12 protein-coding genes are annotated in these 14920 nt (G+C 71.3%); 6 read left to right on the top strand and 6 right to left on the bottom strand.

Annotation, left to right across the window (positions count from 1 at the left end):
• Positions 1 to 347 precede the first annotated feature (347 nt).
• A complete protein-coding gene (locus OV427_RS29925; RefSeq protein WP_267859607.1) occupies positions 348 to 1340 on the bottom strand; it encodes a hypothetical protein in 993 nt (330 codons plus the stop codon).
• A gap of 248 nt (positions 1341 to 1588) precedes the next feature.
• On the opposite strand from OV427_RS29925, the gene OV427_RS29920 reads away from it, so the two are divergent.
• Both OV427_RS29920 and OV427_RS29915 read left to right on the top strand, forming a co-directional pair.
• Complete coding sequence (locus tag OV427_RS29920; RefSeq protein WP_267859606.1) at positions 1589 to 2101, top strand: GNAT family N-acetyltransferase; 513 nt, start codon at positions 1589 to 1591, stop codon at positions 2099 to 2101.
• A gap of 166 nt (positions 2102 to 2267) precedes the next feature.
• Entirely contained in the window at positions 2268 to 3293 is a 1026-nt protein-coding gene (locus OV427_RS29915) for a UDP-glucuronic acid decarboxylase family protein (RefSeq protein WP_267859605.1), read from the top strand.
• 54 nt (positions 3294 to 3347) lie between these two features.
• On the opposite strand, the gene OV427_RS29910 is transcribed toward OV427_RS29915, so the two are convergent.
• Positions 3348 to 3806: a DUF1801 domain-containing protein gene (locus OV427_RS29910; RefSeq protein ID WP_267859604.1), complete on the bottom strand. Its 459-nt coding sequence runs from the start codon at positions 3804 to 3806 to the stop codon at positions 3348 to 3350.
• Positions 3807 to 3921: 115 nt separating this feature from the next.
• On the opposite strand from OV427_RS29910, the gene OV427_RS29905 reads away from it, so the two are divergent.
• Genes OV427_RS29905 through OV427_RS29895 form a run of 3 tightly spaced genes read left to right on the top strand, consistent with a single transcriptional unit; the run spans position 3922 to position 7069 of the window.
• Positions 3922 to 4761: a carbohydrate ABC transporter permease gene (locus OV427_RS29905; protein WP_267859603.1), complete on the top strand. Its 840-nt coding sequence runs from the start codon at positions 3922 to 3924 to the stop codon at positions 4759 to 4761.
• The gene (locus OV427_RS29900; protein WP_267859602.1) at positions 4746 to 6191 is read left to right on the top strand and encodes an ABC transporter substrate-binding protein; all 1446 of its coding nucleotides are present in this window, start codon (positions 4746 to 4748) and stop codon (positions 6189 to 6191) included. The genes OV427_RS29905 and OV427_RS29900 overlap by 16 nt, the downstream gene beginning before the upstream one ends.
• Positions 6192 to 6220: 29 nt before the next feature.
• On the top strand, positions 6221 to 7069 hold the full coding sequence (locus tag OV427_RS29895) for a carbohydrate ABC transporter permease (protein WP_267859601.1): 849 nt from the start codon (positions 6221 to 6223) through the stop codon (positions 7067 to 7069).
• A gap of 4 nt (positions 7070 to 7073) precedes the next feature.
• On the opposite strand, the gene OV427_RS29890 is transcribed toward OV427_RS29895, so the two are convergent.
• Positions 7074 to 7592 (bottom strand): peroxiredoxin family protein, encoded by a 519-nt coding sequence (locus OV427_RS29890; protein ID WP_267859600.1) that lies wholly within the window; start codon positions 7590 to 7592, stop codon positions 7074 to 7076.
• A 9-nt stretch (positions 7593 to 7601) separates the two neighbouring features.
• A complete protein-coding gene (locus tag OV427_RS29885) occupies positions 7602 to 8888 on the bottom strand; it encodes an amidohydrolase family protein (protein ID WP_267863502.1) in 1287 nt (428 codons plus the stop codon).
• Positions 8889 to 9397: 509 nt separating this feature from the next.
• On the opposite strand from OV427_RS29885, the gene OV427_RS29880 reads away from it, so the two are divergent.
• Positions 9398 to 11563, top strand: coding sequence for a protein kinase domain-containing protein (locus tag OV427_RS29880; protein ID WP_267863501.1), 2166 nt, complete (start codon positions 9398 to 9400; stop codon positions 11561 to 11563).
• Positions 11564 to 11612: 49 nt separating this feature from the next.
• Here the strand turns inward: OV427_RS29880 and OV427_RS29875 are convergent, their stop codons facing one another.
• Complete coding sequence (locus OV427_RS29875) at positions 11613 to 12767, bottom strand: hypothetical protein (protein ID WP_267859599.1); 1155 nt, start codon at positions 12765 to 12767, stop codon at positions 11613 to 11615.
• Between the two features lie 147 nt (positions 12768 to 12914).
• A complete protein-coding gene (locus OV427_RS29870) occupies positions 12915 to 14888 on the bottom strand; it encodes a HEAT repeat domain-containing protein (RefSeq protein ID WP_267859598.1) in 1974 nt (657 codons plus the stop codon).
• Positions 14889 to 14920: the final 32 nt, after the last annotated feature.

The raw sequence follows: 14920 nt of genomic DNA, 5'->3' as shown, positions 1-14920 counted from the left end.
GGCCCGCCCCCCGCCGACACCGTCAGAACCTTCGGAGGCCGCCCCCCAGATGCCTCGTACCCGGGTCGCAGACCGGACGGGTGACCGAGCCCCCCGGGCTCGCGTGGGCAACGTAGGTCGCGGCAAATCGGGCGGGGAGTGCCATGCCGCGTCACCGTCCTGCCCGCGCATCCGGTCGGAGCCACGTGGCGCCCTGGGAGGAAGGCTCGCGTGCACGCGCGGCGACCACCAGGCGACACCCGCGTCGTACCGGGGCCCGCATGGGACCCGACACGCGCCCCCGACCCGGGAACGAGCCAGCACATGCCGGCGTGCCGCAGGCCCCATGCGGAAGGCGAAGCCGCCTGTTAGCGCTTCATCTCCGAAATCCAGCGACGCAGCAGTGCCACCCCGTCCGCGTCCACCTTCTCGGTGCCGAGCAGCGGCATGCTCCACCCGGCCTCACGCTTCGAGATGCGCTGAATCATCTTGCTGTCGTCCGGCCGTCCCGGCTCGAAGTCGTCGTCCTTCCCGGAGCGCCAGGCCGGCGTCTCCTCGAGAGCGCCCAGCCGGTCCACGCGGAGGCGGAAGTCCAGCGAGTTCCTGGGCTCGTAGCAGCGCGGGCCGTCACTCTCGGGACGCTGCTGGTTGTGGCAGTGGCCGCAGTTGGCGTGCAGATAGCCCAGCGACGCGCGCTCCACGTCGTTGCCGGGCACCGTGAAGCGGCCCTCGGGAGGCTCCGTCAGCGTGCCGCTCGCGACGAGGTCCTCCAGGTCCAGCGAGTCCGCGGGCGCGTCGTACGACAACTGGATGGCGGAGAACCCCAGCACCCGGCTCGGCGTGCCGCCGTGGCAGCCGAAGCAGTCGGACGCGGAGGGCACGTCGTGCGGCGTGCCCAACGCATCGCGCTGTCCCGCGGGAGTGGCCACCGCGTCGCTCCCGTCCGGCAGCCACACGTAGGCCACCGCGCGCCAGTCCTCGGGGCGCGGCCCGGCCTTCTCCAGGAGCCGCGTCTCCACGCGCACGCCGTCCCGGGTGAACTCCTTCCACAGCCGCGTCCCCTCGGGGAACTGCCAGTGGTCCATGTCGCGCGTGTCGATTCGCGTCCCGGCGGGAAGGCGAATCCACCGGCGCTTCGTCGCACCGTCACTCCAGAGCGGGAACTGGGGTGTGAAGGCCCTCACGTCCGCGCCGGGCACCGTCATCGAGCCGTCCGCGAACAGGCCGGTGCCCGACAGCCGCTCGGGCAGGGCCGCCGAGGCCGCGTCTACCGGCGCGCACTCCGTGAAGTCGGAGCAGGACACCTGGGCGACGGCGGCCAGCACGGCGAGCCAGGGGGCGCGGCGGACGAAGGGGTGCATGCGGTGCTCCTCGCGACGGCCTCCAGCACGGAGGCCGACTGGCACCTGCAACACCCGTCCGCGCGAGGGGTGTTACTCCGCCAGGGCGCGCGCGGAAGATGTGTTTGAGGACCAAGGGTTCCAGGGCCGGGAGCGGCTGGAGTGGCGGTCCGCGTCGGGCCCGGGTGTGCCCCTCCCCAACATTCACAACAGAGCGTTCTGGCCGGGAAGAAGCCGCCCGGTCATGCTGCGGGCCCGGGAGGTGCTCCATGGACATTCTCCGCGCGGGCCCCGCCGAGCACCCGCTGCTTCGCAACCTGTACCCGCTCTACCTGCATGACCTGAGCGAGTTCGGCGTGGAGTACCGGCTGGACGAACAGGGCCTCTGGCAACCGGACTTCCTGCCCACGTGGCTGAGCCGCTCGCCCGACGTCCACCCGCTGCTGCTGCGCCACGAGGAGCGCACGGTGGGCTTTGCCTTCGTGGGCGAGACGCCCTTTCCGTACATGACGCCAGGGCGCGACTTCCGGATGAGCGAGTTCTTCATCCTCCGGGGCGAGCGGCGGCGGGGACTCGGCCGGCTCGCCGCCCGCGCCGTCTTCGACCGCTTCCGCGGTGTGTGGGAGGTCTCCCAGCTCCCCGGCAACCGCTCCGCCACCGCCTTCTGGCGCAGCGTCATCGCCGAGTACACCGGCGGCGCCTTCGAGGACACGCGGGTGGACGGCTCGCCGGCCCAGGTCTTCGACAGCCGACGCGCGCCTGCCCGCGCTCAGGGCCGGTAGTCGCGCTCCCGCGCGTTCACCACCACCCCCCCGTGTGGTGCTGAACGCGGAGAGTGCCGGGCAACGGATGCGGCCGTGCGGCATGCGTCCAGGAGGCGACCGTCCCCGCCACCCTGCCCCGCGGAACGACTACCCACGCTCGCGCCCGCGCGGAACCTTGGCGCGCATGAATGACTTCAAGGGCAGGCGAGCGGTCGTCCTCGGGGGCTCGGGGTTCCTCGGCTCCCATCTCTGTGAGCGGCTCCTGCGCGACGGGGCCAGCGAGGTCATCAGCCTCGACAACCTCGTCACCGGCAACGAGCGCAACCTCGTGGACGTGGCCCCACTGGGAAACCTGCGCGTGGTGGTGCACGACGTCACCGAGCCCCTGCACCTGGACGGCCCGGTGGACTGCGTCTTCAACCTCGCGTCGCCCGCCTCGCCCAGCGACTTCGCGCAGCTCCCCATTGAAACGCTGCGGGTGGGCTCCGTCGGCACGGAGAACGGCCTGCGGCTGGCCCGCGAGAAGGGAGCCGTGTTCCTCCAGGCCTCCACCTCCGAAATCTACGGCGACCCGCTCGTCCACCCGCAGCGGGAGGACTACTGGGGCAACGTGAATCCCGTGGGCCCGCGCTCCGCGTACGACGAGGCCAAGCGCTACGGCGAGGCGCTCGTCACGGCGTATGCGCGCATGCACGGCCTGCGGACGCGCATCGCACGCATCTTCAACACGTACGGCCCGAAGATGCGGCTGGAGGACGGCCGCCTGGTGCCCGCCTTCGTGGCCCAGGCGCTGCGCGGCGAGGACTTCACCGTCTTCGGTGACGGCACGCAGACGCGCTCGTTCTGCTACGTGAAGGACCTCATCGACGGACTGGTGCGCCTGGCACTCTCGGACGTCACCGAGCCGGTGAACCTGGGCAACCCGCGCGAGCTGTCCATCCTGCGGGTCGCCGAGGCCGTGAGGAACGTGCATGGCGGCGACGGGCGCATCGCATTCAAGCCCCTGCCCCGGGACGACCCCCGGCAGCGCAAGCCCGACATCAGCCGCGCGCGGACGCTGCTGGGCTGGGAGCCGCGGGTGTCGCTGGAAGAGGGACTGGTGGAGACCTTCGCCTGGTTCCGGAAGGTGATGGCGCCCCGTGCACCGGTGCCGCGCGCGGACGCCACGCGCCCGCCGTCGCGCCACGAAGAGCGGGAACGCCGCGGCTGAGAGACTCGCGCCTTCCGTCCATCCACTACAGCGCCGGGGGCACAGGCGCGGACGTCAGAGCCACTTCATCCACTCGCGCAGGACGCCTTGCAGCGCGGCGCCCCGGGCCTGGATGTCCTTCGCGTCATTGAACGTCACGAGGCAGCGGTCCTTCGCGAGCCACTCCAGCAGGCCGGCCGGGTCGTCGACCTTCACGCCCGTCTTCGCGGTGTCCTTCGTCTTCGCGCCCGTGTGGAGGATGAGGCGGATGCGGTCCGGGGTGCGCAGGTTGAAGGTCGCGAAGTGCTCCGTCGTGTAGAAGCTCGGCGCGTTCCACTTGAGGCCCTCGCGAATCTCGGGGCTGACGGCGAGGATGAGCCGCCGCACGGCCTCGAGTTCCTTCTTCAGCGGATGCTCCAAATCACGCAGGAACGTGATGACCGCGGGGTCCGTCTGGGAACCCCCCGAGCCCTCCGCTTCTCCTTCGCGAGGCTTTCGACTGGCGGGCGTCTTCGCCTTCGGTTTGCTCGGCATCCGGGGTTCCTCGTCAGCGTGTTGCCTTCCCGTCCAGACCCTACCGTTCCATCGGTACGTCCCGCATCTCCGGCTTGACGGCGCGGCACCCGTACGCACGAATGGGCGCCCCGCGATGCCGCCTCCCGCCCGACTCCTCCGCTCGTCGTCCCGAGCGCTCCTCATCGGGGTGCTGGTCGTGGTGTTCCTCGCGCCGCTGGTGGTGATGTTCACCGGCTCACTGCGCCCTCCGGGCCTGCCGCCTCCGCGTGGAGTGGAGTTGATACCGCAGGGCGCCGGGCTGGCCGCGTACGCCGCCACCTTCACCCTGGTGCCTTTCGGCCGCGCGCTCCTCAACTCCGTGCTGATTGCGGCCTTCATGGTGCCGCTGAGCGTCATCACCGCCTCCTGGGCGGGACTGGCCCTGGCGCAGTCCAACGGGTGGCGCTGGCGGACGCTGGCCGGCACGGTGCTGCTGCTGGAGATGGTGCCCGGCACCGCCGTGTGGCTGGCACGCTTCGCCGTCTTCAAGGTGCTCGGCCTCACCGGGACGCCCGTGCCGCTGGTGGCCCCGGCGCTGATGGGCGGCAGTCCCCTCTTCGTGCTCCTCTACGCGGTGGCCTTCCGGCGCCTGCCCCCGGAGCTGTTCGAGGCCGCGCGACTCGAAGGCGCTGGCCCCGTGCGACTGTGGCGCTCCATCGCCCTGCCGCTGGTGCGGCCCACCACCGCCTCGGTGGCGCTGCTGGCCTTCGCGCTGTCATGGCGCAACTTCATCGACCCGCTGCTGTACCTCAGTGGGGAGGACGCGCTCACCGCGCCCCTCGCCCTGCACGCGCTGGAGCTGCTCGGCTCCACGCAGTGGCCCGTGCTGCTCGCCGGTGCCGTGGTCGTCACGCTGCCCGCCGTCCTCGCCTTCCTGGGCGCGCAGCGCATGTTCCTTGGCGAGGAGAGGGGAAGCGGATGGCTCGGACGATGAGGTGGACCGCGGCGCTCGCGCTGGCGGGCTTGACGTGGCTGAGCGGCTGCAAGCGCGAGGAACCGACGACGAAGGCCCCGGAGGCCGTGGACGCGAGCGCCCCCGCCGCGCCAACCACCGAGGTGACGCTCCAGCTCTTCGGGGACCCGGCCGAAGTCGCGGGCTACCGCCAGCTCATCACCGCCTTCGAGGCGAAGAACCCGGACGTGAAGGTGCGCCTGGTCCCCATCGGCAAGCAGAAGGACCACATGGCGAAGCTCACCACCGCCTTCTCCGGTGGCACCCCGCCCGACCTCTTCCTCCTCAACTACCGGCGCTTCGGCCAGTTCGCCGCCAAGGACGTGCTGGAGCCGCTGGGCCCCCGCATGCAGAAGAGCACCGTCCTCAAGGAGCAGGACTTCTACCCGCAGGCGATGGAGGCCTTCCGCCAAGAGGGCACGCTGGAGTGCATCCCGCAGAACGTCTCCAGCCTCGTCGTCTACTGGAACCGCGGCCTCTTCAAGAAGCTGGGCGTGCCACCACCGACGCCGGATTGGAACTGGGACGACTTCCGCAAGGCCGCGCAGGCCCTCACCCGCGACGAGGACGGTGACGGGCGCACCGACCTCCACGGGCTGGCCTTCGACCCGAACCTGTCCCGCCTGGCGCCGTTCATCTGGCAGGCGGGCGGCGAGCTGGTGAATGACGTGAATGACCCGCGACAGCTGGAGCTGCTCACCCCGCCCGCGCAGGAGGCGCTGCGCTACGTCCTGCGCCTGCAGCGCGTCTTCAAGGTGACGCCCACGCTGGAGGAGGCGAAGTCGGAGAACGCCGAGGCGCGCTTCGCGGCAGGGCGGCTGGGCATGCACCTCAACAGCCGCCGGCTGGTGCCCACGCTGCGCGAGGTGCCAGCGTTGGACTGGGACGTGGCGCCGCTGCCCCGGCACAAGCAGAAGGCCACCGTGCTGCACTCGGACGGCTTCTGCATGTCGCGCGCGTCGAAGGTGAAGGACGCCGCCTTCCGCTTCGTGGAGTTCGCCCTGGGCCCGACGGGCGCGGAGCTGCTGGCGAGCAGCGGACGCACCGTGCCGTCGCTGCGGGCCGTGGCGGAAGGGCCCGCGTTCCTGGACCCGAACCAGCGTCCCGCCTCGGCCCGCGTCTTCCTGGACTCCATCCCCATCATCCGCCGGCTGCCCAACGTGCCGGTGTGGAACGAGGTGGAGACGCGCGCGGACGTCATCGTCGAGGAGTGGTTCTACACGGTGCCGCCCGGGGGCACGAAGCTGACGCAGGCGGACTCCACCACCGTGCGGCCCGGGCAGGAGGCCGGTGGCTCCATGAAGCGGCTGCTGCGCCAGCGCGACGAGGTGAACACGCTCGGCCAGGAGGTGAATGAGGCCGTGCAGGGCATCCTCGACTCGGCGCCGAGGCCGGACGCCGGAGCCCCATGAAGGGACGTCCCCCTCGCGGGAGGGAAGCGATGCTCTGGCTGGCGGCGCCGTTCCTCGCGGCGGCGGCGCTGCTGGTGGGCGTGCCCGCGCTGCTCTCGCTGGGCTTCGCCTTCACCGAGTACGACGCGCTGAGCGCCCCGCGCTTCGTGGGCGTGGCGCACTTCGCGCGCATGTGGAACGACCCGCTCTTCTGGACGGCGCTGGGCAACTCGCTGCTCTTCGCCGGACTGGCGGTGCCCCTGCGCCTCGCGGTGGCACTGGGACTGGCGCTGCTGCTGCACCGGGGCGGCCGGCTGGCACGGGCGGCGGTGTTCCTTCCCACGGTGGTGCCGGACATCGCCTATGCGCTGCTGTGGCTGTGGCTGCTCAACCCGCTGTACGGCCCGCTGGCGCTGGCGCTGAAGGCGGCCGGCGTGACGGGCGGCGGGTGGCTGCTCACGCCCTGGGGCGCGCGCGGGGCGCTGGTGGCGCTCACCGTCTTCCAGCTCGGAGAGGTGTTCGTGGTGCTGCTGGCCGCGCGGCGCGAGCTGCCGGAGGAGCTGTATGAGTTGTGCGAGCTGGAGGGCGGCAGCGCGCTCACCGTCTTCCGCAGGGTGACGCTGCCGCTGATGGCGCCCACGCTGGTGCTGCTCGCCGCGCGCGACGTGGTGGTGAGCCTGCAGACGACCTTCGTCCCGGCGCTCGTCATCACCCAGGGCGGGCCGCGCTACGCGACCACCTTCCTGCCGCTCTACATCTACGAGAACGGCTTCGAGTACCTGCGCATCGGGTACGCGTCCGCGATGACGTGGGTGATGTTCCTCGTCACCGCGGCGATGGTGGCCGCGCAGCTCTGGGTGCTGCGCGAGTGGCGGGCCTCCACCACTCGCCAGGCCTGAGGCCCTACTTCGTCCCGGCGTCCGGCGCCGCCGAAGGCTTGCGCAGGGGGCACGACACAATCGCTCCATTCGGGTCGATGGCGTCGCTGCCGGTCTCCACCTTCAGAATCTTCCGTCCCTCGCCGATGACGAACGTGAACCGCTTGGGCACGGAGAGCAGCGGCATCTTCACGTCATACGCCGCCACGACTTCTCCTTTCGGGTCGGGAATGAAGGGGAACGGTGCTTTCAGCTCGGCCTTGAAGCGCGCGAGCGTCTCCGCGTCATCCATGCTGACGGCCAGGACCTGGCCGTGGAGCTTCTCGATGTCCGAGTACCTGTCCCGGTACGCCGAGAGCTCGCGGGTTCAACCACCTGTGAAGGCTTTGGGGAAGAAGGCCACGATGACGGGCCCCTGCTTCACCATCTCCGACAGGGTGTACACGTTGCCGGCCGTGTCCTTCACGGTGAAGTCCGGCGCCGTGTCACCCGCCTGCGGAATGGCCCCACTGAAGAGGCCCGCGACGAGCACTGGAATGAGCATGCGGAGAGTCTACTTCGCTTCGGCCAGGCGTGCCCACACCGCCGCGGCGGCCTCGCGGGCCTGCTCCGCCACCACCGTGGGATTCACCGACAGCGGCCGGCGCGCCCACATGCGCCAGACGCCGTCCACCATGACGGCCTCCACGTGGCGGCTGCCCAGGCCGAACACCACGTGCCACGCCAGGTTCTCCGCGGTGAGCGGCGTGGCCGGCAGGTAGTCGAGGATGAGCAGGTCCGCCAGCGCGCCCTCGCGCATGGGGCCCACGGGCGTCTCGAAGAGCTGTGACACCAGCCGGTGGCCGTTGGCGAGGTAGCGCAGCACGTCGATGGGCTGCCCCGCCTCGCGCGAGCGCAGGTACGCCGCCTGCGCCTCCGCGAAGAGGTCCGCGGACACGGCGTCCACGCCGAGCGTGGCGCGGTGACCGAACTTCAGCGCGGGCGCGTAGCCCACTTCCAACCCCTGGTTGGAGCGGGGCGTGTGGACAATCCACGCGCCGGTGGCAATCACCTGCGCCAGGTCCGCCCACTCCAGGTGGCCCACGTGCGCCAATTGGCTCTTGGGTGACAGGAGGCCCGCCTCCAGCAGCCGCGCCACGGGCGAGGCGCCGTAGCGCTCCGTGGAGAGGCGCTCGTCCAGAGGGTCCTCGGCGAGCGGCAGGTGCAGCCCGGCGTTGCCCAGCGTCTTCAGCGCCTCGGCGAGCCCTTGCAGGCCGTCCGGCCCCAGCGTGAAGCAGGGCCCCGCGCCCACCTGCCCGCGGAAGCGGCCCTTGGCCTTCTTCGCGAAGGAGACCGTCTCCTCCAGGCCCTCCTCGCGGACCACCGCGCCCAGGCGGTCCGACACCGCGTAGGACAACACGCCACGCACGCCCACCTCGTGGAGCCCGCGCGCCAGCCGCACCAGCGAGCCCGACACGGCCCTGGGCGAGGAGTGCAAGTCACAGACGGTGGTGGTGCCGCACTGGAGGGCCTCCAGCCCGCCCGCGGTACCGGCCACCTGCACCGCGTCCAGGTCGAGCGCGCTCTCGTAGGGCCAGAGCACCTTCTCGAGGAGGTCCTGGTACGTCTCCACCGTGGGGTGCGGCATGCCGCGGCCGAGCACCGCGTGCAGGCGGTGGTGCGCGCTGACGAGCCCCGGGAAGACGAGCTTGCCGGAGAGGGCGACGACTTCGTCATCAGGAGCGGGCGTGAGGTCCGGTCCGCGAGCGACGATGCGCTCTCCTTCGATTCTCAAGTCCACGCGCTCCACGTGCGCGGGTTCCAGCTCGACGACGTAACCACCCTTGAGGACGGTGCCCAACATCCCTCCGGACGCAGCGTGTGCGTGTCAGGGGCCCTCCTCCCGTGGGCCATGAATCGGTTCCCGACGTTAGCACTCCCGTCCGATTGCGCGAGCCAGCAGGTAGAGCACCCACACCTCACGTAATGGCGCCAACACTGTGCGCAGCCAGTAGGAGGAGGCTCGGCCGGTGGTGTGTCTCCGGGTCGATGCCCCCCCGGGACACGTGATGCTTCGGCAGCTGGAGGAAGCAGGTGGACCCCGGATGGCGAGAACGGCCACATGGCGGTCGCCAGCTCGACGAGCATGGGGCCGCCCACCCCCCAGGTGATTCGCCGGGCGTGCCCGACGGCACACAACCTCCCAGGGTGGGCTTCCGTCGGGGGCGGCGCAAGTTTCCACGAGAAGTGCCGTGCGGGAAGGTCGTGAAGGCCGGGCGAGCGACCACAGCGCGTGACAGGAGCAGGACGCGGGTGGGTTCCTACACATAGACTGACGCCACCTTGGAGCCGGAGCAGAACCCCTACTGGATGGGCCGCTACCGACTGTCCGCGCGCATCGCGACAGGCGGCATGGCGGAGGTGTACCTCGGGCGGCGCATCGACGAGGACGGGACGCGCGGGCCGGCGGTCGCGGTGAAGCGGCTGATGCCGCACCTGGCCTCGGACCGGCGCGTCGTGCAGATGTTCCTCAACGAGGCGCGCATCACCGCGCAGGTGCACCACCCCAACGTCGTCACCATCCTGGAGCTGGGGATGGAGGGCACCGAGCCCTTCATCGCCATGGAGTTGCTGGAGGGGCGCTCGTTCGCGGAGCTGCGCCAGGAGGCCGCGGAGCACGGCCAGCGCGTGCCGCTGGGAATCACGTTGCGCGTGCTGGTGGATGCGTGCCGCGGGCTGGACGCCGCACACCGCGTCGTGGACGAGGGGGGCCGGCCGCTGCGCATCGTCCACCGCGACTTCACGCCGGACAACATCCACGTGGGCGTCAATGGCGCGGTGAAGGTCATCGACTTCGGCATCGCCAAGGCGGACGCGCTCGGCAGTGGCACGGAGCCCGGCGTGCTGAAGGGGAAGTTCTTCTACATGTCGCCGGAGATGATCGCCGGCAAGCAGGTGGACCACCGCGCGGACCTGTTCGCCGCGGGCGTCATGCTCTACGAGCAGCTCTGCGGCCGGCGCCCCTTCACGGGCCTGACGGCGGAGGAGGTGCTGGGACGCATCGCGGAAGGGCGCCCGAAGCCGCCCACCGCCTTCGACCCGTCCGTGCCGGCGGCGCTGGAGTTGGTGTGCCTCACCGCGCTGGCGAGGGACCCGGCCGCGCGCTTCGACAGCCTCGAGTCCTTCATCGACGCGATGGAGGCCATCGGCGGCGCGGCGGAGGTGGCCACGCACGAGCAGCTCGCCGCGTACGTGGACACCCTCTTCCCGCCCGACAGCGACTCGAAGCGGCAGGCCCTGCGCCGTGCCCGGCTCGCCGACCCGTCACATGGCGGCACGCCTCCGGGCCACATCCGCCCGCGGGCCTGGACGGAAGGCGCGGCGCTTCCAACCGCCCCCGAGCAGGGAGCGCCCGCGGATGGGGCGGGTGTCTCCGGAGTGCCTGGAGTACAGGGCCGGGCGGGTGAACCGGCGCGGCAGCAGCAGCAGGGCACGCCGGGCCCACAGGCCGCCGCGACCTCCAACGCGCCGCCGACTGGCGCGGCGCGCGCGGCGCCCGATTCCCATGTGACGAAGGGAGCCTCCACCGGACGGAAGCCCTCACGGTGGGGCGCCATCCTCGCGGCGGTGCTGGTGCTGGGCGCGCTCGGCGGCGGAGCGGCGTGGTACCGCATGCGCCCGACGCTGGCTCCGGCCGAGCGGCTGGCGAAGGCCGAGGCCGCGCCCACCGCCGAGGCGAAGGTGTCCGCGCTGGAGGGACTGGGCGCGGACGCGCGCGCGACGTCCGCGGAGCTGGCCCGGGCCGGCGCCGTGCTGATTGCAGCGGGAGCCCCCGCGAAGGCGCTGGAGCTGGCGGATGCCTACACCGCCCGCTTCCCGAAAGACGTGGAGGCGCACCTGCTCGAAGCGCGCGCCGCCACGGAGCTGCTCCTGGGCAAGCGGGCCGAGCGGGCCATCGACAATGCCTCCGCGCTGGCGCCGAAGGACCTCCGGCCCCTGCTCGCGCTGGCGGAGCTGCGCGAGCGCCAGGGTGACGTACCGGGCGCCCTGGCCGCGCTGGCGAAGGCCTACGCGCTGAAGCCGCGCTCCGCCGAGGTGACGCCGCGCTACGGGCGCCTCCTCTCCCAGAGTGGACGGCTGGACGAGGCCGCCACCGTGCTGGCCGCGTGGACGCGGGAGAATGACGACGACGCGCGGTGCCTCGCGGAGCTGGGCTTCGTGCGCTTCCGCCAGCAGCGCGTGGACGAGGCCGCCAGCCTCCTCAAGCGCGCCATTCGCAAGGACGCGCGGCTGTCCCTGGCGCACTACTACCTGGGCGCCGTCCTCTTCCGTCAGGGAGATACGTCGGGCGCCGAGCGCGCCTACCAGGAGGCGGACAAGCTCGCCCCGGAGGACCCGCGTGCCCTCACCGCCCGCTGCCAGCTCCACGCCCACACCGGCAACGCGGCCGCGGTGGACGAGGTGAAGCGCGCACTGGCGGAGCGCTTCCCGGACCGCGCGAGCGTCCTCGCGACGGAGTGTTCGACGGGGAAGTGAAACCGCGCCGCCGCGCGCAGTGCTCCGCGCGCGGCGACGGGCCCCGGCATCAGCTACAGATGCCGAGCGGCTGCGAGTCGGTGAGGTTGAGCAGCGACCAGTTGCGGGTGATGCCGGGCCAGCTCGCGATGGTGATCCACCACGTCTTCTTGAAGAAGAGGATGCGGACCTTCGCGAACGCCTTCAGCGTGCCGGACAGCGTGTTCAGGTCGAGGTTCGACTTGAGCGTCCAGTCCAGCGTGCACACCGGCCAGAACAGCTCACCCGAGGTCGGCAGGGTGGCGTTGATGAGGGCCAGGCTGCCCTCCACGCCGATGGCCAGGATGATGACATCCACCGAGGCCGACGCGGTGACGTTGGACCAGCCGCCCGGCGTCGCCGACAGCTTGGCCACCGTGGGGCCAATCTGTCCGAGGACGGTCAGCTTCACGCCGCCCGCGAGCGAGGCCTTCACGGTGACGGGCACCGGGCCAATCATGAAGGTCTTGGAGACGTTGAAGAAGGTGCGGCTCCAGTTGATGGGCGGCGGCGAGTACGTGGCATAGAGGCTGCTCGACCAGACTTCCTGGCCCAGCAGATACAGCGCCGCGGTGCCGCTGTTGGCGCCCCCCTGCTGCCCGGTGACGTTGGCGCGACCGCGCACGAGCTCCTTCTCGGTCGAGAAGGCGGTACCGAAGACCTTGCCCTCGGCGACGGCCTGGACCTTCTTCTCGGCGGTCTGCGTCGCGGTCTCCGCGGTGACTACGGCGTTGAGGGAATAGCCCGCACCAAAGATGCTGTTGCCGAACTTCTCCGTGCGGACGTACGTCTTGTTGAACGTCCCGAGCGGGTTGGTCCACGGCATGATTTCCGTGGGCGGCGGCACCATGTGCTGGAACGCCTCGGGGATGGTGGCCTGCTCGATGTTGATGTTGTGGGTGAAGTCCGTCGGGTCGTACTGGAGCTGGCCACCCGTGCGATTCGTCTCGTCCTGCATGACCGCGTACTGCTGCCCGACGGTGTAGCTCCCGTTGGGGTTGAACGGGGCCACCTGCGACTCCCAGGCCACGTGGTCGTTCATCAGGTAGTTGGAGGGATAGACCGCGAACGGGTACTTCCCCGGCTGCACCACGTAGGGATTCGGGTCGATATAGGTTTGTGCGGCAACCAGTCCGGGAACCGCAAGCGCCACCAGCGCGACGGCGCGCAACACTGACTTGTACATGCCTGGCCTCTCCTGTGGGTAAAGCCAGACGATTTTACTCAGAGTGAAGACATAAACACTATCTCAATCCGGCAAAACATGCCGAACCGAACTTAACCGTAATACCTGAATTCTTCACTCCCGGTGAATCTTCGCGCGGTGCGGCCGTCAGCGAACGGGGTCCGAGTCCGGCTGCGAGGGGATGGCGCCGGTGGGCGTGTCGACGAAGACCTTGGCCATCCGGCGAATCTCGGGGTGGCGCTCGTTCTGACTGGCCCACAGGAGCAGGGACATGGCCTCCGGCACGCTGCCGCGGAACTGGCCCAGGAGCTGGACGATGTCGGAGCGGACGCCGTCCGAGACGTCCTTGCGCAGCGCCTGTCCCAGCGCCGGGAGCAGGGGGCCGAGGGGGCGGAACCCGCAGGAGAAGACGGCGCTCCTGCGCACCTCCGAGACAGGGTCTGTCAGCAGCCGCTCCGAGAGGAGGCGGTCCGCCTCCGGGCCGGGGATTGCGCGCAGGGCCACCAGCGCCGACTCCCGGACCTGGGGGGAGTCGGAGCGCAGCGCGTCGGTGATGACGTCCAGCGCGCTCGGGGCCCGGGTGTTGCCCAGCGAGCGCAGCAGCAGGGCCTGCTGCTCGGGGGAGCGCGTGGCGCGGTAGTCGTTCTTCAGCTCCTGCACCAGGGCCTCGGCGCCCTGGGTGTCGGTGTCACCCATCTGGTACGCCGCGTTGCCGAACGCCAGGCTCGCCGTGCCGCGCAGCTTGGGGTCCGCGTCGCGCGCCATGTTCCGCAGCGCGTCCACACCCTCGCGCTGGGGCTCGCCCGCGGAGCCCAGCGCGGAGACGGAGTCCATGCGGACGTCCATCTCCAGCGCGGTGTCCCCGGACGCCGTCACCAGGGCCTGGATGGCCTCCGGCGTGCTGGCCGCGGAGAGCGCCCCCAGCAGGGGGCTGGCGGCCAGGGGGGACAGCCCCGAGCGGAGCAGGTCGGGGACCTTGAGCGCCTCGGCCGGGTGGAGCGTGAAGAGGGCGCTCAGCTGCTCCAGGACTCGCGTGCGCGCGTCGTCCCGGGCCTTCTCGTCGTCGGGCAGCGAGCGCAGGTCCTTCAAGATGTCGTCGAGGCTCCGGCCGCCCAGCACCTGCTTGTGGTGGGCCAGGGGGTCCGGTGCCTGGCCCTGGAAGCTGGCCAGGTGGGCGGTGCCCAGGAAGGCCTCGCGCGCGGCGTATGCGTCGCGCAGCGTGGGCTCCATCCGGCGCTCGAGCAGGCGCAGGCCCAGCTCCAGCGCGTTGGTCACCGTGGGCAGGCCCTCGCCCGAGTCCACCGTCAGCTGCTCCCGCACCTGGAGCGTCTCCGTCCACAGGTCCTCGCCCAGCTCGAAGACCGCGCTGCCGCCCACGCTCATGCGCAGGCCCGCGCCTGGCGGCTGGAGCCCCTGCGGCGTCGCCACGGCGACATAGGCCTTCTTCCGCTTCTCGAAGCGACGGGCCGCCACGCGCTGGTAGTCCGCCACGTAGCGGCCGGAGGTGTCGTGCTCCTCGGACTGCCACGTGGCCGTCGGGACGCCGCTCACCACGAACTGCGAGGACGCCACCATGGAGCGCAAGAGCCCCCGCGCCAGCTCATCCACGCCCTGCTCGAAGTGCGTCAGCGTCACCCCGCCCGCCCTGTCGAGCGTCACGAAGAACGGCAGCGCCAGGGCCGCCGTCATCGTCTGCCGGACCTCGGGCGCCAGCGCGCCCTGCCCCTCGACCTCCACCTCGAAGGTGCTCGGCCGCAGGTGGATGCGCGCCTTGATGGCGTCCGCGTCGGCGGAGACGATGCCCACGTCCCACTCGCCCCGGATGGAGAAGTGCATCCCCGCGGGCGTGGCCGCGCCCGACTTCCCGAAGGAGACACGCAGGTCCGCGCTCGCCGCGTAGCGGTAGAGCATCCCCGCCACCCACGCCCGCGTCCCGTCCGGCGCCTCGCGAGGCGCCGGGCCCGGGACGGGGACGGAAGGAGCTGCCGGCCGGGACGCGTCCGTCCGCGGGGGAGACTCGGGCGCGGCACCCTCCCCGGAGTGCGTCCACCAGACGGCTCCCACGCCCAGCAGCACCAGCGCGAACGCCAGCGCGACGACACGGAATGACTTGCGGCGCACGGAGTCTCCACGGAAAGCGGCCATGCCGCTGT

The sequence above is a fragment of the Pyxidicoccus sp. MSG2 genome (genome assembly GCF_026626705.1).
Classification (GTDB): domain Bacteria; phylum Myxococcota; class Myxococcia; order Myxococcales; family Myxococcaceae; genus Myxococcus.
Note: the sequence above shows the minus strand (reverse complement) of the source record. Positions and strands in the feature narration are given on the sequence as shown.